This window comes from [Actinomadura] parvosata subsp. kistnae, from assembly GCF_900323885.1.
GTDB classification, from domain to species: Bacteria; Actinomycetota; Actinomycetes; order Streptosporangiales; family Streptosporangiaceae; genus Nonomuraea; species Nonomuraea composti.
In genome coordinates, this window is sequence record NZ_OOHJ01000018.1 from 3,913,317 (window position 1) to 3,932,910 (window position 19,594).

Below are 19,594 nucleotides of genomic sequence, written 5' to 3' on the forward strand. Positions count from 1 at the left end.
TCGTCGGTCATCCCTTGATGGCGCCGACGATCACACCCTTCGTGAAGTGGCGCTGCACCATGGGGTACATGATGAGCGCGGGGATGACGGCGATCACCACGATCGCCATCTTGATGGCCAGGGTCGGGGGCGCGTCGCCGGTGACGCCGGCCGTGGCCGCCGGTAAGGGGTTGGAGTCCACGACGTACTGGCGCAGGATCAGCGCCAGCGGCCACTTGCGGGTGTCGTCCATGTAGAGCATCGCGTTGAACCAGGCGTTCCAGTACCCGACCGCGTAGAACATCGCCACGACGGCCGTGACCGCCTTCGACATGGGCAGCACGATGCGGAACAGGATGCGGAACTCGCCGGCCCCGTCGATGCGGGCGCTGTCCAGCAGCTCGCCGGGGATGTTCATGAAGAACGAGCGCAGCACGACCACGTTGAACGCCGACACGGCCGTGGGCAGGATCAGCGACCAGTAGCTGTCCTTGAGCCCGAGCCCGCTCACCATCAGGTACACGGGGATGATGCCGGGGAAGAACACGAACATCAGCAGCACGCTGAACAGCAGCGGCCGGTGCAGGAAGGAGCCGGGGCGCGACAGCGAGTACGCCCCGAGCACGCTCACCCCGGCGCTGATCAGGGTGCCGACGACGGTGACGCCGGTGCTGACGAGGACGGCCCGGCTGACGACCGTGTCGGAGAAGATCTGCCGGTACGCCTCGAACGTGATCCCGTCGGGCACCAGCACGAGGCCGCCCGCCCGGTTGACGGTGGCGGAGGAGCTGAGGCTGGTCAGGACGATCGTGTAGAGGGGGCCGAGCACGGCGACGAGGATGAGGGTGATCAGGGTGCCCTTGCCGAGCTGGCCGGCCGGTGAGGGCCGCTCCTCCCACGGCGCCAGCCGCGCGGGTTTCCTTCGGGTGAGAGCGGTCATGATCGTGAATACACCCCTCGTTCGCCGAACGCGTGCGCCACGCGGTTGGCCGCGATGATGAGCAGCAGCCCCACGACGCCCTTGAACAGCCCGGCCGCCGCGCCGTACCCGAGGTCGCCGGTGCGGATGCCCGACCAGTACACGAACGTGTCGAAGACCTCGGACGCCTCGCTGCCGACGGCGCTGCGTTGCAGCATGAACTGCTCGAAGCCGACGTTCAGGGCGTCGCCGAGGCGCAGGATGAGCAGCAGGACGATCACGGGCCGCAGGCCGGGCAGCGTGATGTGCCACATGCGCCGCCACCGGCGGGCGCCGTCCACGGCGGCGGCCTCGTACAGGTTGGGGTCGATGGTGCTGAGGGCGGCCAGGAAGATGATCGCGCCCCAGCCGGCGTCCTTCCAGATGGTCTGGGAGGTGAGCAGCAGGATGAAGGTGTCGGAGTTCGTCATCAGGTCGACGCCCTCGTGGCCGTGCTGCCGCAGGGTCTGCGCGAGCAGGCCGGCGCCGCCGAACATCTGCTGGAAGACGGCGATGACCAGCACCCAGGAGAAGAAGAACGGCATGTAGACGACGCCCTGCACGAACGCCCGCAGCTTGGCCGAGACGATGCTGTTGAGCAGCAGCGCCAGCAGGATCGGCACGGGGAAGTAGAAGACGAGCTGGAAGGCGGTGATGGACAGGGTGTTGGTGATGGCGCGGATGAACTGCGGGTCCTGGAAGAGCAGCGCGAAGTTGGTGAAGCCGATGATGGGGCTGCCGAGGATCCCGTCGGTGTACGGGTTGTAGTCCTGGAAGGCGATCACGTTGCCGAGCGCCGGCACCCACCAGAAGGCGACGACGATCAGCAGCATGGGCAGGTTCATCACCAGCAGCGGCCAGTCCCTGCGCAGCTTGGCCCGCCAGGTCAGGTCGTGCGGCTTGGTGCGGGTTTCCGGGGGCGTGGTACGGCCGGGGGAGCGCCGCCGGGTGGTCACGGCGCCCATGGGAGGCCCTTTCCGACGTTCATGAAGAAGACCTCAAAGCCTGCCGTTCTCCCGCGCGACCTTCATGTAGAACTCGCGCGCCTCGTTCCCGCCCTGCTCCTGCCACTCCTTGACGATCTTGGGCCATTCGGAGACGGGGCGCTTGCCGCGGAAGATCTCGTGCATCTTGTCCTCGGTGGGGGTGGTCAGCCCGGCCATCTTGGAGGGCGTCTCCACCCGGATGCCCACGAACGGGTCGTTCTCCAGGAGCTTGGCCGCCTTGGTCTGCCAGTCCCACAGCGACTGGACGAGGCCCTCGTACTGGCTCATCGCGTTGGCGTTGGGCCGGCCCGACAGGAACAGGTAGGTGGGCGCGACCTCCTTGCGGCCGAGCGCGGTCTGCTTGACCCGGCCTTTCTCGACCGTGTAGTGCTTGCCCTCGATGCCGTTGGAGCACAGCTCGTACTCCTGGGTGCCGAACGGCCCTGAGGCCCAGTTCGACAGGGCGAGCAGCTCGCGGGTGCGGGCGTCGCCGAGGCCCTTCTTGATGAAGACGAACATGCTGGCGGGCTCGTTGCGCCACATGATGGGGGTGCCGCCGGCGTGCGCCGGGTACGGGTCCACGATCTGCATGTCGAACTTCGGGTTGTCGGCCTGGAAGCGGCCCAGGGCCTCGTGCCAGGCGCCGAGCCCGTCACGGTAGACGACCATCTCGCCGCTGCCGAAGATGGCCTTGTTGTCGGCGTCCTTGTTGGCCACGATGTCGGGGTGCACGTAGCCGGCCTCGAAGAGCTTGGTGAGCGCTTCGATCGCGGCCATCCACTCCTCGGTCTCGTACTTGTAGATCAGCGTGCCGTCGCTCTTCTTGCGCCACTCGCGCGGCGCGCCGAACGCCCGCTGGAGCTCCTGCTCCATGCCGCCGCCGAACGCCCAGCGCTTCTTCTTGGGGTCGGTGATCGCCTTGCCGAGGGCGGCGAGGTCGTCGGCGCTCTTGGGGTGCTCCAGGCCGAGCTCTTCCATGATGTCCTGGCGGACGAACGTGGCGAACGGGTACGGGTCGTTCTGCCAGGGGATGCCCTGGAGGAGGCCGCCGAAGACGCCGTACTGCCAGGCGGCGGTGTCGTAGTTGGCCAGCAGGGGGAACTCCCTGGCCTTGTCCCCGGTCAGGTAGGGCGACAGGTCGGCGAAGAGCTTGTTGGCGGCCTCGGTGAAGTGGCCGATCTTGATCAGCTCCCACTGCGGGACCATCACCATCTCGGGCACGTCGCCGCTGGCCAGGACGGTGCTGAGCTTCTGCCCGTAGGTGTTGCCGTCGGAGATGTTGAAGCGGACGACGCCGCCGAGCCGCTTGTTGACCTCGTCGTAGTAGGAGTTGCTGCCGAGGCCGGGCGGCACCGTGCCCCACAGCGGGGTCATCGCGGTGACCTCCTTGCCGCTGGTCAGCGGCGGGGTGGTGACGGCCTGCACCATCTGGGCGGGCCTGGTCAGGAAGCCGGGCTGGACGAACTCGCTGCCGGGCAGGTCGGGCTTGAGCCCGGGGATCTCGAACGGCACCCTGGTCGGCACCAGGCTCTTGAGCTTGTCGGCCGCCACGGCGGTGCCCTTCGACACCTGCCTCTTCTCGGCGCAACCGGCCACCAGGACGCTCGCGCCTACCAGGCCGAGGAACCCCCGGCGAGTCGTGGACGTGGGCATCTCGCTCCCTTCTCGGAGTGGGGATGGCCCCGATACAATTAGTTGGTATTCCGGCCAAACAAATTAGTAGACTGTGACCGCAGCCACAAGTGAGCGCGGTGGTCACAGGTTGGTGAAGGGAGCCGGCGATGCGGCATGCTGGGGTCATCTCTTGGTGGGAACGGGGCTGATATTGATCACTTCTACGACCGGCCCTCAGCCGGCCGACTTCGCCGACGTACGGGCCACCAACCTCGCGGTCGTGCTGCGGTTCGTCCGCGAGCACGCGCCGTGCTCGCGCGCCGACATCGCGGCCTCCACCGGGCTGAACAAGGCGACGGTCTCCAGCCTGGTCGCCGACCTCATCGACCGCCGGCTGGTCCGCGAGACGGGCCTGACGGAGAACCGCGTCGGCAGGCCGGCCACGATGCTCGTCCTCGACGGCTCCCCGTACGCCGCCATCGGCGTCGAGATCAACGTCGACACCGTGTCGGCCGTGGCCACCGACCTGGCGGGGGAGCGGCTGCTGACCTGGCGGCGCTCGTTCTCCGGCGGTGACTCGGTCAACCAGGGCGTGGCCGGCGTCGGCGCGATCATCAGGCGCGTGGTCAGCCGCATGGCCAAGGAGGAGCGCCAGGTGCTCGGCCTGGCCGTGGCCGTGCCGGGGCTGATCGACGTGCAGGGCACCGTCCGCATCGCGCCCAACCTCGGCTGGCACGACGCCGACATCGGCGGCGACCTCGCCAAGGCGCTGCGCGACCCCGGCTTCCCCATCCAGGTCGACAACGACGCCAACCTCGGGGCCCTGGCCGAGCAGCGCTTCGGCGCGCACGCGGGCGCCTCCGACCTGGTCTACCTCACCGGCGAGCTGGGCGTGGGCGCCGGCATCATCCTCGACGGGCGGCTGCGGCGCGGCGGGCGCGGCTACAGCGGCGAGATCGGCCACGTGCAGGTCGACCCCGAAGGCCCCGCCTGCCACTGCGGCCGGCGCGGCTGCCTGGAGGCCATGGCGGGCATCGGCGCCGTGCTGCGCCGGGATCCGTCTCCTGCGGAGATCCAGGTCGAGGTCGAGGAGGTCGTACGCCTGGCGCGGGCCGGCGACGCCGAGACGGTCGGCAACCTGGGTGCGGTGGGCCGCAGCCTCGGCGTGGGCGTGTCGATCCTGGCGAACCTGCTCAACCCCGAGGTGGTGATCCTCGGCGGCTACTACGTGCCGCTGGCGCCGTGGCTGCTGCCCGCCGTCCACGAGGAGGTCGCCGCCCGCGTGATCGCCTCGGAGGCCGGAGGTGTGCAGGTCGTGGCCTCGACGCTCGGGTACGACGCCGCCGCGCTGGGGGGCGCGGCCAGGGTGCTCGACTCCGTCGATTCGGGAAGATTGCCGGGAGGATTGTCGCGAATCCCTTGACCTTGGTCACGGGGACGTGCACCCTTCAGTCAACCCACCGAAATGTCCGCGTAACTTCCCCAGGCCGGTCGTCGAAGCGCTTCGACACTCTCAGAGGGATGATCATGCAACAACCCCCCTTCCGTGACCCAGCGGCCCCGCTTCGCGACCGGATCGACGACCTGATGGGCCGGCTCACCCTTGAGGAGAAGGTGGGCCTGCTGCACCAGTACCAGGCCCCGGTCGAGCGGCTCGGGCTCGGCGCGTTCCGCACGGGCACCGAGGCGCTGCACGGCCTGGCCTGGCTCGGCCCCGCCACCGTCTTCCCGCAGGCCATCGGCCTGGCCTCGACGTGGGACCGCGACCTCGTGCGCCGGGTCGGCGCCGCGACGAGCGACGAGGTGCTGGCCTTCCACCACAAGGATCCCGCCGGGGCGGGCCTGAACGTGTGGGCGCCCGTGGTCAACCCGCTGCGCGACCCCCGGTGGGGACGCAACGAGGAGGGGTACTCCGAGGACCCGTGGCTGACCTCGGTCATGGCCACCGCGTACGCCTCCGGCCTTCGTGGGAGCGCTCCCGGAACGCTGAAGACCGCCCCCACCCTCAAGCACTTCCTCGCCTACAACAACGAGACCGACCGCTGCACCACCTCCAGCAACCTGCCGCCCCGGGTGCTGCACGAGTACGAGCTGCCCGCCTTCCGCGGCCCCATCGAGTCGGGCGCGGCGGTGGCCGTGATGCCGTCGTACAACCTGGTCAACGGCCGCCCCGCGCACCTCAGCCCGCTCATCGGGCGGGTGCTGCGCTCCTGGGCGCCGGACGACCTGCTCGTGGTCAGCGACGCGTACGCGCCGGGCAACCTCACCAGCCCGCAGAACTACCACGACTCGCTGCCCGAGGCGTACGCGCACGCGATCAAGGCCGGGCTCGACAGCTTCACCCAGGACGACGACCGCTCCGAGGCCACGCTCGGCCACGTCCGCGCCGCCCTCGCGCGCGGCCTGCTGGACGAGCGGGACATCGACGCGGCCGTCCGCCACACGCTGTCCGTCCGGTTCCGGCTGGGCGAGTTCGACCCCTCGACGCCCTACGACGACATCAACGACAACGTGGTCAACTGCCCCGAGCACCAGGCGCTGGCCAGGGAGGCGGCGCGGCGCTCGTTCGTGCTGCTGCACAACGACGGCCTGCTGCCGCTCCGGGACGTCACGAAGCTCGCGGTGATCGGGCAGCTCGGCGACACCCTCATGGAGGACTGGTACAGCGGCACCCTGCCGTACGCGGTCACCGCCCGCGCCGGACTGGCCGAGCGGTGCGCGACCACGTTCTGCGAGGCCGTGGACCGGGTGACGCTGACCGCCGACGCGGGGCCCGTCACGGCCGACCCGGCGGGCGGGCCGCTGCGCGCGGGGGCCGCGGAGCCGGGCCTGTTCGACCTGTTCGACTGGGGCGGCGGCGCGTACGCGCTGCGCGCCGTGGCCACCGGCCGGTTCGTGTCGGTGGAGGGCACGACGCTGGTCAACGACCAGCCGGGGCCGAACGGGTGGGAGGTGCGCCAGACGTTCCGCATGGAGGAGCGTCCGCGCGGCACGCACGCCCTGCGCCACATCTCCTCAGGCTGCTACGTCGGCGTCGCGGAGGACGGCGTGCTGCGCCTGGTGGACGACGCCGACCAGGCCGCCTGGCTGGCCATGGACGTGGTCAGGAGCGGCACCGACGAGGCCGCCCGCCTGGCCGCCGAGGCGGACGTGGCGGTCGTGGTGGTCGGCGACCACCCGCTGGTGAACGGCCGCGAGACCGAGGACCGCATGACGCTGGCGCTGGCCTCCGCCCAGGACGCCGTGGTCCGCGCCGTGCGCAAGGCGAACCCGCGTACCGTCATGGTCATCACCAGCGGCTACCCGCTCACCTGGACCGAGGGCGACCTGCCGGCGGTGCTCTGGTCGGCGCACGGCGGCCAGGAGTACGGCCACGCCCTGGCCGAGGTGCTCTTCGGCGACGCCGACCCGGAGGGCCGCCTCACGCAGACGTGGTACCGCTCCGAGCAGGAGCTGCCCGACCTGCTCGACTACGACATCATCGCCTCCGACGCCACCTACCAGTACTTCCGCGGCGTCCCCCTGCACCCCTTCGGCCACGGCCTCAGCTACACCACCTTCGCCTACGCCGACCTGCGCGTCCGCCTGGCCGGCGACGTGCTGGAGGCCGAGGTCACGGTGACGAACACGGGCGAGCGGCCCGGCGTCGAGGTCGTGCAGTTCTACACCCACCAGCAGCGCTCGCGGGTCAAGCAGCCGCTGCGCCGCCTGCGCGGCTTCGAGAAGGTACGTCTGGAGCCCGGCGAGAGCCGCACCGTGGAGCTCCGCCTGCCGGTCGCGGACCTGGCGTTCTGGGACGTCACCCGGGGCAGGTTCGTCGTGGAGCGCGCCCCCCACCGGCTCATGGTCGGCCGCAGCGCCACCGACCTGCGGCTCAGCGCCCGCTTCGACGTCGAGGGCGAGGTCATCCCGCCCCAGTCGGGGCTGCTGCGCGCGGCCGACCACGACGAGTACGACGCGATCACGTTCGTGGACGAGACCAGGCAGGACGGCGACGCGGTGCGCTCCGACGCCGAAGGCGCCTGGATCCTGTTCCGCCAGGTCGACCTGACGGGCGCGGCGACCTGCGTGGCCAGGGCGGGCAGCACCGAGGGCGGCATGATCACCATCCGGCTCGGCGACCCGCTCTACGGCCGGCCGGTGGCCGCGTTCCCGGTGCCGCGGACCGGCCGGTACGACCATCACGCCGTCACGGCCTCGCTCCAGGGCGTCGACGGGGTGCACGATCTGTACGTGGTGTTCGAGGACGAGGGCGTGACCCTGACCGAGGTGGACTTCGGAGCGGGCGCTTGAGCGGGCGCACGGTCACGATCGCGCAGGTCGCCAAGCACGCGGGCGTGGCCGTCAGCACGGTCTCGTACGTGCTCAGCGGCAAGCGGACGATCTCGGCCGACACCAGGCGGCGCGTGCTCGACAGCATCAGCGCGCTCGGCTACCACCCCAACGCCGGCGCCCGCGCCCTGGCCAGCAAGCGCTCGAACGTGATCGCGCTGGTGCTGCCGCTGCGCGCCGGCATGCACGTGCCGGTGCTGATGCGCTTCGCCAGCGCGGTCGTCACGGCCGCCCGCCGCTTCGACCACGACGTGCTGCTGCTGACCGCCGACGAGGGCACGGAGGGCATCCGCCGGGTGGCCGCCAGCGCGCTGGTGGACGCGCTCGTCCTGATGGACGTGGAGCTGGACGACCGCCGGGTGCCGCTGCTGCGCGAGCTGGCCGAGCCGAGCGTGCTCATCGGCTTCCCCGCCGAGCCGGCCGGGCTGACCTGCGTCGACCTCGACTTCGCCGCCGCCGGCGCGCGCTGCGTGGAGCACCTGGCCGAACGCGGGCACGAGGAGATCGCGCTGCTCGGGGCGCCTTCCGTCGTGTACGACCGGGGCACCGGCTTCGCCACCCGCACCCGCGACGGGTTCGTGGAGGCGGTGGGCGACCACGGGCTCAAGGGGGTCGCGCTGCCGTGCGAGGAGACGTTCGACGAGGTGTACGAGACCGTCCGCGACCTGTTCCTCGACCATCCGGGCCTGTCCGGGCTGGTCGTGCACAACGAGGCCGCGGTGAGCCACGTGCTGTCGGCCCTGCGCCAGCTCGGCCGCCGGGTGCCGCACGACGTGGCCGTGGTGGCGATCTGCCCCGACGACGTGGCCGAGCGGGCCGGGCCGCCGCTGACGTCCGTGCTCATCCCGGCCGAGGAGGTGGGCAGGGAGGCGGTGCGGCTGGTGATGGAGAAGCTGGAGGGCCGTACGGTCCCTGACTCGACCCTCCTGACGCCGCTCCTGGCGGTCCGCGCCAGCACCTGAAACTCCTGGAGCCGCTCCCGGCGGTCCGCGCCAGCATCTGAAACTCCTGAAGAGGCCAAATTCGCGGCCGGTAATCGGCCGTGCGCCGACCGTACACCAAATGTGTCGGTTTTTACGCTGTATGTGGTTCCTCGTCCCTTTTTCGCGGGCAGGCTCGCGGGGAGCAAGGGGGAAACCACATGACTACGTCTGTGCAACCGGCGTCAGCCGGACAGATGGGCGGGCACGGCCCCACGGGCTTGGCCGACGTCATCGACACCATCCTCGACCGGGGCCTGGTGATCGACGCCTACGTCCGGGTGTCGCTCGTCGGGATCGAGATCCTGACGATCGACACGCGCGTCGTCATCGCCAGCGTCGACACCTACCTGCGCTTCGCCGAGGCCGCCAACCGGCTCGACATGGCCAAGAGCGAGAAGGGCCTGCCCGAGGTCATCAGCGAGGCCAAGGGCGTGCCCAGCCAGGACAAGACCAAGGAAGTCATCCAGGGCGTGGTGGAAGCCGCGGGCGACACGCTGCAGGAGCTCACCGGCAAGAAGAGCGACCCCGCCGCCGAGGCCTCCATGGAGGAGGAACCCGAGGTCTCCGTCGAACGGACGTCCGGCCCGCCGCGCAGGAAGATCCGGCCGAAGCGAGAGGAAGAGTAAGCACCATGGGACGCTCCACCAAGGTATCCGGCGCCTCCGTGCCCAAGCAGGCCACTCGTCAACGCCAGAACCTCGGCTCCTACGTCTACGGCATCGTGCCCGCCGGCACCAAGGTGCCCGCCGACGTGCAGGGGCTCGGCGACCCGGCCGGCAAGGTCAAGCTCATCGAGCACGAGGACATCGCCGCCCTCGTCAGCGACGTCAACGTGGACCAGCCCTTGGGCCGGCCGGGAGACTTCCTGGCCCACGAAGGGCTGCTCGACGCCATGGCCGACAAGGGGCCCGTGCTGCCGTTCCGCTTCGGCGGCGTGCTCGCCAGCACAGAAGCCGTCGTCGAAGAGCTGCTCGCACCGCACCACGACGACTTCAAGTCCGCCCTGGACCAGCTCCAGGGGTACGCCGAGTTCGTCGTCAAGGGCCGCTACGCCGAGCAGACCGTCCTGGCCGAGATCCTCGCCGAGAGCCCCGAGGCCCAGGGCCTGCGCGAGGCCATCCGCGGCAAGCCCGAGGACGCCACCCGCAACGAGCGCATCCGCCTCGGCGAGATCATCACGGCGTCCGTCGAGGCCAAGCGCGCCATGGACACCCAGATGCTCCTCGACGGCCTGACCGGCCACTACATGCAGGCCTCCCTGCGCGACCCCACCCACGAGTGGGACGCCGTGCACGTGGCCCTGCTGTCGGAACGGGACGACCAGAAGGGCCTGGAGAAGGCGATGAAGGAGTTCGGGGAGCGCTGGACCGGCCGCGTGGACCTGCGGCTGCTCGGGCCCATGGCCCCCTACGACTTCGTCCTCGCCCAAGGCTAGGAGGTGGACGCTCGTGGGCCTGGTGAGCAGCATTTTCGCCTGGCCGATGTTGCCGGTCAAAGGGCTCATCCGGCTCGCCGAGATGATCCAGGACCAGGCCGACAGGGAGCTGCGCAACCCCGCCGCGGTACGCAGGCGGCTGGAGGAGATCGAAGCGGCGAGAGCGGCCGGGCAGATAACGGAAGAGGAAGAACAGCAAGCCGTCGAGCGCGTCCTTCGGCTGGCGACAGGGAGGTGAGGATGGCCGCCAAGGACAGCGCCGTCGCGGAGGAGCTCAACGCCGTGACGGCCGGCGGAGTCGGTCTGCGGCACATCGTGGACCTGACCACCAAAGAGGCCGAGGGCATCACCTCGGTCGAGCCCGCCGACGACGGCTGGCTCGTCAACGTCGAAGTCATCGAGGACCGCCGGATACCCTCCTCCGGCGACATCCTCGCCGTCTACCAGGCCCAGATCGACCAGGAGGGCAGGTTGTTGTCATACCGGAGAATCCGGCGGTACCGGCGCTCGAACGCCGACACGGGTGAGGCGTTCTGAGATGGACAGAATCTCGCCCTCCGGCCCCGCCATCCGCCCCACGTACGGCGCGGGGCCCGCCAACCGCGAGCCCGCCAACCTCGGCGACATCCTGGAACGCGTGCTCGACCGGGGCATCGTGATCGCCGGCGACATCCGGGTCAACCTGCTCGACATCGAGCTGCTCACGATCAAGCTGCGGCTGCTGATCGCCTCCGTCGACACGGCCAGGGAACTGGGCATCGACTGGTGGGAGCACGACCCGTACCTGTCGGGGCGGGACCGCGAGCTGGTGGAGGAGAACCGCCGCCTGCGCCGCCGCCTCGCCGCCGCCGAGGGCCGCGCCGACGAGGTGGAGGCCGCCGATGCCTGACGACCTCACCTGCGAGCCGCCGGCGCCGGGCGACCCCACCTGGGGGCCGCCGGTGCCTGACGATCACACCTGGGGACCGCCGGTGCCTGGCGACCTCACCTACCTGTACGCGGTGGCGCGCGAGCCGCTGCCCTGCCCGGCCGGCGTGGGCGACACACCCGTCCGCACCGTCACCCGCGCCGGGCTCGTCGCGTACGTCAGCTCCGTGCCCGCCTGCCACTTCGGCGAGGAGCCGCTGCGGCGCTCCCTGGAGGACCTGGACTGGCTGGCGGAGACGGCCCGCGCGCACCACCGCGTCGTGGACGCCGTCGCCCGCGCCACCACCACCGCACCGGTCCGGCTCGTCACCGTGTACGAGGACGACGCCCAGGTGGCCGAGCTCCTCGAACGCCGCGCCACCGCCTTCACCGACGTGCTCACGCAGGTCACGGGGCGGCGGGAGTGGGGCGTCAAGGCGTACACGACCCCGCCCGAACCCTCGGCGGCCACTTCGCCCGGCACCCGGGACACCCGGAGCACGCAGGCGTGCGCCGGTTCCGGCGGCGGGGCAGGGCAGGGAGGCCGGCCGGGGACGGCGTACCTGCACCGGCGCCGAGCCAGCCTGCGCGGGCGGGAACAGGCGCGCAAGCAGGCGGTGCAGCGCGCCGACCACATCCACCGCGCGCTGTCCGCCCTGGCCGCCGCCGGCCGCCGCCACCGCGCCCAGGACCCGCGCCTGTCGGGCCGCGACGACATCATGCTACTCAACGGCGCCTACCTGGTGGACGAGACCCGGACCGAGGAGTTCACCGCGCTCGCGGAAAAGCTCGGCGGCGACGGCGTGGAGATCCGCGTGACCGGCCCGTGGGCGCCCTACTCGTTCACCGTCATGGAGCCGGCATGAGACGACGCGACGTGGTCGCCTGCGAGGAGCTGCCGCCCGAGCGCATCGCCCTCGTGGACCTCCTGGACCGGCTCCTCGCCGGCGGCGTCGTCGTGACCGGCGACCTGGTGCTGTCGATCGCCGACATCGACCTCGTGCACATCTCGCTGCGCACGCTGCTCGTGTCGGTGGACGAGCTCGAAGGGAGCCCGTAAGTGGAGGTGCCACCGCCGCCGCGCTGGCGGCTGTCCACCGACCCCGACACCGTCGAGCGCGACCTGACCCGGCTCGTGCTCACCCTCGTCGAGCTGGTACGCCAGCTCGTGGAGCGCCAGTGCGTGCGGCGGATGGAGCAGGGCAACCTGACGGACGAGCAGATCGAGGTGCTGGGGGTCACGCTGATGCGGCTGGAGGAGGCGATGGGCGACCTCTGCGACCGCTTCGACCTGACCCCCGACCAGCTCAACCTCGACCTCGGCCCCCTGGGCACGCTCCTTCCCACCCAGTGACACCCGCACCAGGCCGGGGTGGGCCCGCCCCAGGGCCTCGCTTGCCCAGGTCACTCCGATCCTGCCGCCCAGGCGGTGACGCCGACGGGCACGCGCGCGTTCACGGCCGTGATGACGGGTGCGGCCGACTCCGGACCCTGCCCGCCGTACATCTCGATGAGCTGCAGCCCGTCGGCCAGCTTGCCGGCCACGGAGGCCGCCGCCGCCTCGTCGGGCACCGCCACGAACGTCGTGCTGCCGCCTTCCTCCCGCACCCGCACGACCCGGTCCGCGTCGGGATCGGCGTCCTCGTGCACGATGAGGAACGCCTCCGACAGCACCTCCCCGCTCTCGAACCGCCGCTTGTAAGCCGCCACCCCCGCCAGCGACTCGAACCCGTAGTAGATCGCCCCGACCCGCGCCCGCCCGCCGACGGCCCGCCGCGCCTCCGCCTGCCACACGGCGCCGAACGCGCCGCACAACTCGACGCGATCGACCCCCTCGTCGACCAGCTCCGTCAGGAGCCCCACGAGCTGCCCCGGCTCGGCGATGGCCCGCACGCGCGTGCGCCCGTGCCGGTTCGCCACATCCAGGATGTCGGCCTGAGGATCGGCCCCGGCTTCCTCGTAAATGATCACTCTGTTCTTCGTCATACCCTCAGGCTGCTACCTCGACCATAGTTGAGGTCAAGCCTCCCGGGTGGCCAGCCCCGGGTATTCGAGCACCAGCCCGCACGCGTCGAACTCCAGCCGGCACTCCACCCCGAACACCGGCGCCGCATAGTCGTAAGACCGCTCGCCGGCCCGCGCGTAACGCTGGTCGAGCCGCTCGACCCCCAGGTCGAGCGCACGCACGAAGGCCGCCGGCGCGGAAGACCCGCCCCCGCCTAAGCCGAGCCGGTGCACGGGAAACGTGTTGGTCATCGCCGACGACTCCAGATCCACGTCGAGGCACCCGTCGAGGTGCGGAGCCGGGCTGCCGTCCACCCGCCAGCGGCCCGCCCCGTCGCACTCCAGCAGCGTGGAGCGGACGCCCGCCGCCGACCGGCTCGTGACCACCGCGCGCCGCGTCACCCAGCCGGGATCGAGGTCGATCGCGTACTCGACGATCCAGGCGTGACCGCCCTCGACCGCCGTCGTGCAGCCCTCGACACGCTGCGGGCGGAACCAGGCGACCTCGAAACCCGCACGCGCGGTGTGATGCCGCCAGGCGGCCGTCTCAGGCAGGGATGCGAAGCTCACACCGGCGATCCTGCCACCCGGGTACGACAAGAACGCGGAATCCCCGTCGGGGGAGCGGCCGCGCGGTCGCGGCGTTCATGAGCCGAGCGTCATCTCGACCGTGATGGCCCAGCGCTCGTGGTCGCGCCAGGCGCCGTCGATGAACTGGAAGTTCGGCGAGTAGCCCTCGCGCTGGAAGCCGACGCGTTCGATCAGCCTGAGGGAGGCGGTGTTGGCGGGCTGGATGTTGGCCTCCAGCCGGTGCAGCTCCATCTCCTCGAACGCGTGCCCGACCAGCAGCTCGAGGCCCTCGGTCATGTAGCCGCGCCCGGTGGTGGTGGCGTAGGCGGAGTAGCCGATGGTCGCGCTCTGGTGGGTGCCCCGGATGATGTGGTTGACGTTGACGCGGCCCACGATCGCGCCGGTGTCACGCAGGCAGATCAGAAACCCTTCGTTGAGGGGCCCGTCGAACCTGGTCAGGTACCGCTCGAAGTCCTCGTACGTGAGGATGGGCGGGCCGGGCATCCACCGGGCCAGCAGCTCCGCGCTCTCCTCGTGCAGGGCCGCGAGCTCCTCGAAGTCCTGGAGGCTGATGTAGCGCAGGGCCACGCGCGGCCCTTCGGCAAGATAGATCACACCAGCCATTCTGGTGGCCGGGCCGGGCGCCGTCGGTCTCGTGGGTGGGCGAGCATGGGGGGATGCTCATCGTCATCGGCGGCCTGCCGGCCACTGGCAAGACCACCCTGTCCCGCCTGCTCGCCGGTCGCCTGGGCGCGGTCCACGTGCGCATCGACACCATCGAGCAGGCGATCGTCCGCTCGGGCCTGGCCTCGCAGCCTCTGGGCCCGGCCGGGTACGCCGTCGGCTATGCCCTCGCCGAGGACCACCTCCGCCAGGGGTTCACGGTGATCGCCGAGTCGGTGAACCCGCTGGCCGTCACCCGCGACGCCTGGCGGGAGGTGGGCCTGCGGGCCGGGGTGCGGGTCGCGGAGGTGGAGGTGACGTGCTCCGATCGGGACGAGCACCGCCACCGCGTCACCTCCCGCTCCACCGACATCCCCGACCTGCGGCTGCCGGAGTGGAGCGAGGTGGTGGGGCGCGAGTACGAGCTGTGGGAACGCGACCACATCACCGTCGACACGGCGGGCCGCACGCCCGAGGCCGCGCTCGAAACCCTCCTCGAAGGGCTGCGCCGCGAGGGGACGGCCCCCTCACCTGAGTCCGCGTGACGGACGGGCACCTCAGCTGACGGACGCTCCCGTCCGGACCTCCTGATCCGGGCCGGAAAATCCGGGGCTTGCGCAACACCGTGCCTTGTGGAGTACAGTGTTCGCATAACGCGAACGACGTACGCATCTGGAAAAGGTGTTTCCATGAATCTCAGCAGCTCGCGTCGCCGGCTGATCCTGATCGTCCTGTGCCTGAGCACGCTCGTGCTGGTCATCGACAACATGGTGCTGACGGTGGCCATCCCGCCGCTCGCCGCCGACCTCGGCGCCGGCGCCCGGGACGTCCAGTGGATCCTCGACTCCTACATCCTGGTGTTCGCCGGGCTGCTGCTGACGGCGGGCAGCCTCTCGGACCGCTTCGGCCGCCGCCGGGTCATGGTCATCGGGCTGGCGCTGTTCGGCGCCGCCTCGCTGGCCGCCGCGTACGCCGCCGATCCCGTGCAGCTCGTCGCCGCCCGCGTGGCGATGGGCGTCGGCGGGGCGCTGATCATGCCGAGCACCCTGTCGATCCTGATCACGGTGTTCGACGAGCGGGAGCGGCGCAAGGCGCTGGCCGCGTGGAGCGCCGTCGCCATGGTCGGCCTGGTCGGCGGGCCCGTCCTGGGTGGTGCGCTGATCGCGTGGTTCTGGTGGGGCGCGGTGTTCGTGATCAACGTGCCCATCGCCGCGCTCGCCATCGCCGCCGCCCTCACGCTCATGCCCGAGTCGAAGGGGCCGTGGCGCAAGGCGGACCCGGTGGGCATGATCCTGTCGACGTCCGGCATGACCGCGCTCGTCTGGACGATCATCGAGCTGCCCGCCCACGGCCTGACCCATCCGGCCACCGCCGCCACCGGGGCCCTGGCCGTGCTCGCGCTGGCCGCCTTCGTGGTGTGGGAGCTGCGCTGCGCCCACCCGATGGTGCCGCTGGGCCTGTTCCGCGACCGCACGTTCAGCGGCAGCAGCCTGTCGCTCACGCTCGTGCAGATCGGCAACGGCGGGTTGCTGCTCGTGCTCACCCAATACCTGCAGTACATGCTCGGCTTCACCCCCACCCAGGCGGGGCTGGCGTTCATCCCGATGGCGGTCGCCTCGCTCGCCTGCAACACGCTCGGCGCCAGGCTGGGCGGCCGGGTCGGCGCCCGGGCGCAGATCGTCACCGGTCTGGCCGTCATGGCCGCCGGGTTCGCCCTGCTGGCCGTCACGACCCCCGCCCGCGGCCTGGCGTTCCCGCTCGCGGGCCTGCTCCTGATCGGCGCGGGCGGCGGCACCGCCATGCCCGCCGCCATCGCCGCCCTGATGGGCCGGGTGCCCGCCGAGCACGCCGGCGTCGGCTCCGCACTGAACGACACCATCCAGCAGATGGGCGCCGCGCTCGGCGTCGCCGTCCTGGGCAGCGTCCTGGCCGCCGGCTACGGCGCCGCGATGCCCGCGACCGCCGCCGCGGCCGCGCGCCGCTCGATCGCGGACGCCCTGGCCGCCGCCCGCCTCACCGGCGACACGACCCTGGCGCAGGCGGCCCGCGACGCCTTCACGGCGGCCATGTCGTCGGCGTTCGCGATCAGCGCCGCCGGGGTGCTCGCCGCCGCCGTCCTGGCCCTGATCGTGCTGCGGGACGCCAGGACGCCCGCCGTCCCGCACCCGACCACCACCGACGCGCCGGAACGCGAACCTGCGCCTGCCCCTACAACCACCACCGACGCGCTGGCCACCCGCTCCTGACCCCTTCACCATCGACCACTGAGGAGAGACCCATGAACACGGAAACGACCTGGAACGCCGGCGGCGAGTGGACCGCGCAGGGCGACTGGGGCATGCACGACTCGTCCGGCCGCCGCTTCGACCAGAGCCGCTGGCAGGCCCGCCTCGACGAGCTGCGCGCCAAGCACCACGTCCCGGGCGCCGCGCTGGCCGTGCTGGTCAACGGCCGGGTGCACGAGCTGGCCAGCGGCGTGCTGCACCGCGGCACCGGCGTGAAGGTGACGACCGACTCGGTGTTCCTGTCCGGCTCGATCGCCAAGACCTACACCGCCACGCTGGTCATGCGGCTGGTCGACGAGGGCCGGCTGAGCCTGGAGACGCGGGTGATCGACGTGCTGCCGGAGTTCGCCACCCCGAACCCCGAGGACACCGTCAAGATCACCGTCCGGCAGCTGCTGTCCCACACCGGCGGCGTCACCACCGACTTCAACTACGACAGCGGCCGCGGCGACGACTGCCTCGCCAAGTACGTCGAGGCCGCCAGGGACGTCCCCCTCGACTGCCCGCCCGGCGCCGGCGTCTCCTACGGCGGGCTCGGCTTCGTCGTGCTCGGCCGGCTCGTCGAGGTGATCACCGGCAAGACGTGGGACCAGGCGCTCAAGGACCTGCTGTTCACCCCGCTCGGCCTGGAGCGCTCGATGACGCTGCCGGAGGAGGCGCTGCGCTTCCGTACGGCGATGAGCCACCTGGGCGAGCCCGGCGCCGAGCCCGAGCCGGCGCCGGCGTGGGACCTGATGCCGCGCTCGGCGGGCCCGGCCGGCCGCGTCATCGTCTCCGCCGGCGACATGGCCCGCTTCGCCGGCCTGCACCTGAACGGCGGCCTCGCCCCCGACGGCACCCGCGTCCTGTCGGCCGAGGCGGTCGCCGCGATGCAGCGCCGCGAGACCGACGTGCCCGACAAGTGGACCGTCTCCGCCGACGGCTGGGGCCTCGGCTGGACCCTGTACGACTGGAACGGCATCCCCGGCTACGGCCACGACGGCGCCGCCGTCGGCCAGTACGCGTACCTGCGCGTCGTCCCGCACGCCGGGCTCGCGCTCGCCCTGATGACCAACGGCGGCAGCGCCCGCCTCCTGTACGCCGACCTGTTCCGCGAGCTGCTCGCCGAGCTGGCCGGGGTCACGATGCCCGCCCCGTTCGCCCCGCCCGCGCAGCCGCCCGCCGTGGACCTCGCCCCGCTGCTCGGCACGTACCGCCGCGAAGGCGTCGTCATCACGGTCACCGAGAAGGCGGACGGCGGCGCGCACCTGCGCTACGAGTTCGTGGACGGGATGAAGGACATGTCACCGCCCCTGGACATGGAGCTCACCCCGGTCACCTCGACCGTGTTCGCCGCCTCCGGCGCCGGCCCCTCCTTCAGTGAGGACTACATGCCGGTCGTCTTCTCCACCCTGTCCAACGGCGTGGCGTGCGTCTACATCGGCATGCGCGCCGCCCCGAAGGTCGCCTGACGCCGCCGCGCCACCGCCCACAGGCGGGCCCCGACCACCGCGAGGCCCGCCGCCGCTGCCACCACCAGCCAGACCATGAACGTCGGGTAGAGGTAGGCGAGCTGAATCCACGCGGCGTCCCGCCCGTGCGCCAGGACGCGGTGGACCGAGGTGACCGTCCCGCACAGCACCGCGGGCAGCACGTACGGCACAAGCCGCCCCATCCGCCACAGCCCCAGCCGCAGGCCCGCACCCTGAAGGGCCCAGAGCCGGGCCCGCACCACTCCCCGCACCGCCAGCCCGACGGTCACCAGGCTCAGCAGCACGAAGAACGCGTCAACGAGAATCAGGGACCACATGGAGGGCGGCGCCTGCGGGCGGCCGCCCTCGATGACGGCGACGATCCCGGCCATGAGGGCGTGCGCGTCGGAGAAGGCCATCCCGGTGTTGGCCATCACGGCGACACCGTACCCGGAGCCCGGCATCAGCAGCTGGTGGGCGGTGGAGGTGAACAGGTCCCCACCATGCTCCAGCACGGGCGTGCCGAGCGCCGTCTCACCCAGCTCCCAGCCGAGTGCGTACTCGGGATTCTGCTTCGACCCCGTCCGCATCTCCCGCACACCCCGCGCCGACAGCAGCCCCGGAAGGCCGCCGTTCTGCGCGATCAACCATTTGGCCATGTCGCGGGCGGTGCTGAGCACCCCACCCGACCCGTTCCCGAACCCCGCCGGCTCGGGCACGGCGACGGCCCGGCCCAGGACGTACAGGTGCCCGCGAGCGCTGCCGGGCAGGTCACGGTCGGTGTCGACGGTCCTGCTGTGGCGCATGCCGAGCGGCCGGAACACGTTCGCATCCAGATAGGCCGCGAACGGCCGCCCGCTCACCACCTCGACCAGCCGCGCGGCGACCTGGTAGTTCGTGTTGTGATAGCTGTACGCGCTGCCCGGCTCCGCCGCCAGCCTCGCCGTCCTGAGCCGGGCCACGGCCCCCCGCAGATCCTGCGGCTGAGGCAGGCTCTTCTCCCGGAACGCCGAATCGTCCATGCCTGAGGTCTGGTGCAGCAGCTCCCGCACGGTGATCCGCCCGGCCCTCGGATCGGCCATCGTGAACTCGGGCAGATACCGCCGCACCGGCTCATCCAGCCCTACCTGCCCCCGCTCGGCGAGCTGCATGACGGCCAGGGCGGTGAACGACTTGCTCACCGAGGCCATCGCCATGGGCGTGTCGGCCGTGACGGGCTCACCCGCGGCGGTCTCGCCGTATCCGGCGGCGTGCACGACCGCGCTTCCCTTGGTGATCGCCACCTCCACGCCCGGCAGGCCGGTGGATGCCCGGTACTCCTCTACGTAGGCGTCGACCAGCGCGGGGACGGACGCCGGGCGGGCGCTGAAATGGTGGCGAGACAAATGGCGGCAAGGGCGACTTTGAACACCCGCCGAAGCTAGTCAG

General features: G+C 71.5%; 21 protein-coding genes. 14 read left to right on the plus strand and 7 right to left on the minus strand.

All coding sequences use genetic code 11. From position 1 onward, the window contains the following. Positions 1–7: 7 nt before the first annotated feature. The 3 genes from KIS93_RS38650 to KIS93_RS38660 are packed head-to-tail and all read right to left on the minus strand — an operon-like array spanning position 8 to position 3,576. A complete protein-coding gene (locus KIS93_RS38650) occupies positions 8–919 on the minus strand; it encodes a carbohydrate ABC transporter permease (RefSeq protein WP_080043005.1) in 912 nt (303 codons plus the stop codon). Continuing rightward, positions 916–1,902: an ABC transporter permease gene (locus tag KIS93_RS38655; RefSeq protein WP_080043004.1), complete on the minus strand. Its 987-nt coding sequence runs from the start codon at positions 1,900–1,902 to the stop codon at positions 916–918. The genes KIS93_RS38650 and KIS93_RS38655 overlap by 4 nt, the downstream gene beginning before the upstream one ends. Before the next feature lie 33 nt (positions 1,903–1,935). After that, positions 1,936–3,576: an extracellular solute-binding protein gene (locus tag KIS93_RS38660; protein WP_080043003.1), complete on the minus strand. Its 1,641-nt coding sequence runs from the start codon at positions 3,574–3,576 to the stop codon at positions 1,936–1,938. Positions 3,577–3,748: 172 nt separating this feature from the next. On the opposite strand from KIS93_RS38660, the gene KIS93_RS38665 reads away from it, so the two are divergent. From KIS93_RS38665 to KIS93_RS38715, 11 genes are all read left to right on the plus strand, one after another. After that, positions 3,749–4,960, plus strand: a complete 1,212-nt coding sequence (locus KIS93_RS38665; RefSeq protein ID WP_080043002.1) for an ROK family transcriptional regulator — start codon at positions 3,749–3,751, stop codon at positions 4,958–4,960. Positions 4,961–5,058: 98 nt separating this feature from the next. After that, positions 5,059–7,830 (plus strand): glycoside hydrolase family 3 protein, encoded by a 2,772-nt coding sequence (locus KIS93_RS38670; RefSeq protein ID WP_080043001.1) that lies wholly within the window; start codon positions 5,059–5,061, stop codon positions 7,828–7,830. Next, a complete protein-coding gene (locus KIS93_RS38675; protein ID WP_080043000.1) occupies positions 7,827–8,831 on the plus strand; it encodes a LacI family DNA-binding transcriptional regulator in 1,005 nt (334 codons plus the stop codon). Before KIS93_RS38670 ends, KIS93_RS38675 begins: the two co-directional genes overlap by 4 nt. 179 nt (positions 8,832–9,010) lie before the next feature. After that, on the plus strand, positions 9,011–9,478 hold the full coding sequence (gene gvpJ, locus KIS93_RS38680; protein ID WP_080042999.1) for a gas vesicle protein GvpJ: 468 nt from the start codon (positions 9,011–9,013) through the stop codon (positions 9,476–9,478). 5 nt (positions 9,479–9,483) lie between these two features. Continuing rightward, the gene (locus KIS93_RS38685; RefSeq protein WP_080042998.1) at positions 9,484–10,287 is read left to right on the plus strand and encodes a GvpL/GvpF family gas vesicle protein; all 804 of its coding nucleotides are present in this window, start codon (positions 9,484–9,486) and stop codon (positions 10,285–10,287) included. Positions 10,288–10,300: 13 nt separating this feature from the next. Continuing rightward, the gene (locus KIS93_RS38690) at positions 10,301–10,525 is read left to right on the plus strand and encodes a gas vesicle protein GvpG (protein ID WP_080042997.1); all 225 of its coding nucleotides are present in this window, start codon (positions 10,301–10,303) and stop codon (positions 10,523–10,525) included. A gap of 2 nt (positions 10,526–10,527) precedes the next feature. Continuing rightward, positions 10,528–10,824 carry a gas vesicle protein GvpO gene (gene gvpO / locus KIS93_RS38695; protein WP_080042996.1) on the plus strand — a complete coding sequence of 99 codons (297 nt, stop codon included), beginning with the start codon at positions 10,528–10,530 and terminating at the stop codon, positions 10,822–10,824. 1 nt (position 10,825) lies between these two features. Further along, a complete protein-coding gene (locus tag KIS93_RS38700; RefSeq protein ID WP_080042995.1) occupies positions 10,826–11,176 on the plus strand; it encodes a gas vesicle protein in 351 nt (116 codons plus the stop codon). Then, the gene (locus KIS93_RS38705; protein WP_080042994.1) at positions 11,169–12,059 is read left to right on the plus strand and encodes a GvpL/GvpF family gas vesicle protein; all 891 of its coding nucleotides are present in this window, start codon (positions 11,169–11,171) and stop codon (positions 12,057–12,059) included. Before KIS93_RS38700 ends, KIS93_RS38705 begins: the two co-directional genes overlap by 8 nt. Beyond that, positions 12,056–12,253, plus strand: a complete 198-nt coding sequence (locus tag KIS93_RS38710) for a gas vesicle protein (RefSeq protein ID WP_080042993.1) — start codon at positions 12,056–12,058, stop codon at positions 12,251–12,253. The genes KIS93_RS38705 and KIS93_RS38710 overlap by 4 nt, the downstream gene beginning before the upstream one ends. Further along, positions 12,254–12,547 (plus strand): gas vesicle protein K, encoded by a 294-nt coding sequence (locus KIS93_RS38715; RefSeq protein ID WP_080042992.1) that lies wholly within the window; start codon positions 12,254–12,256, stop codon positions 12,545–12,547. It abuts the gene before it with no gap. Between the two features lie 50 nt (positions 12,548–12,597). Here KIS93_RS38715 and KIS93_RS38720 read toward each other — a convergent pair whose 3' ends face one another. From KIS93_RS38720 to KIS93_RS38730, 3 genes are all read right to left on the minus strand, one after another. Beyond that, positions 12,598–13,179 carry a DUF6506 family protein gene (locus KIS93_RS38720; protein WP_080042991.1) on the minus strand — a complete coding sequence of 194 codons (582 nt, stop codon included), beginning with the start codon at positions 13,177–13,179 and terminating at the stop codon, positions 12,598–12,600. A gap of 33 nt (positions 13,180–13,212) precedes the next feature. Next, on the minus strand, positions 13,213–13,767 hold the full coding sequence (locus KIS93_RS38725; protein WP_080042990.1) for a putative glycolipid-binding domain-containing protein: 555 nt from the start codon (positions 13,765–13,767) through the stop codon (positions 13,213–13,215). Between the two features lie 75 nt (positions 13,768–13,842). Next, positions 13,843–14,382, minus strand: coding sequence for a GNAT family N-acetyltransferase (locus tag KIS93_RS38730; protein ID WP_222107722.1), 540 nt, complete (start codon positions 14,380–14,382; stop codon positions 13,843–13,845). A gap of 62 nt (positions 14,383–14,444) precedes the next feature. Between KIS93_RS38730 and KIS93_RS38735 the strand changes: the two genes are divergently transcribed. From KIS93_RS38735 to KIS93_RS38745, 3 genes are all read left to right on the plus strand, one after another. After that, a complete protein-coding gene (locus KIS93_RS38735; protein WP_080042988.1) occupies positions 14,445–14,975 on the plus strand; it encodes a P-loop nucleotide/nucleoside kinase family protein in 531 nt (176 codons plus the stop codon). A 144-nt stretch (positions 14,976–15,119) separates the two neighbouring features. Continuing rightward, on the plus strand, positions 15,120–16,676 hold the full coding sequence (locus KIS93_RS38740; RefSeq protein ID WP_080042987.1) for an MFS transporter: 1,557 nt from the start codon (positions 15,120–15,122) through the stop codon (positions 16,674–16,676). Positions 16,677–16,708: 32 nt separating this feature from the next. Beyond that, positions 16,709–18,166, plus strand: coding sequence for a serine hydrolase domain-containing protein (locus KIS93_RS38745; protein ID WP_080042986.1), 1,458 nt, complete (start codon positions 16,709–16,711; stop codon positions 18,164–18,166). On the opposite strand, the gene KIS93_RS38750 is transcribed toward KIS93_RS38745, so the two are convergent. Then, a complete protein-coding gene (locus KIS93_RS38750; RefSeq protein ID WP_186404642.1) occupies positions 18,130–19,551 on the minus strand; it encodes a serine hydrolase domain-containing protein in 1,422 nt (473 codons plus the stop codon). The two genes, KIS93_RS38745 and KIS93_RS38750, sit on opposite strands and share 37 nt — an antisense overlap. Positions 19,552–19,594: the final 43 nt, after the last annotated feature.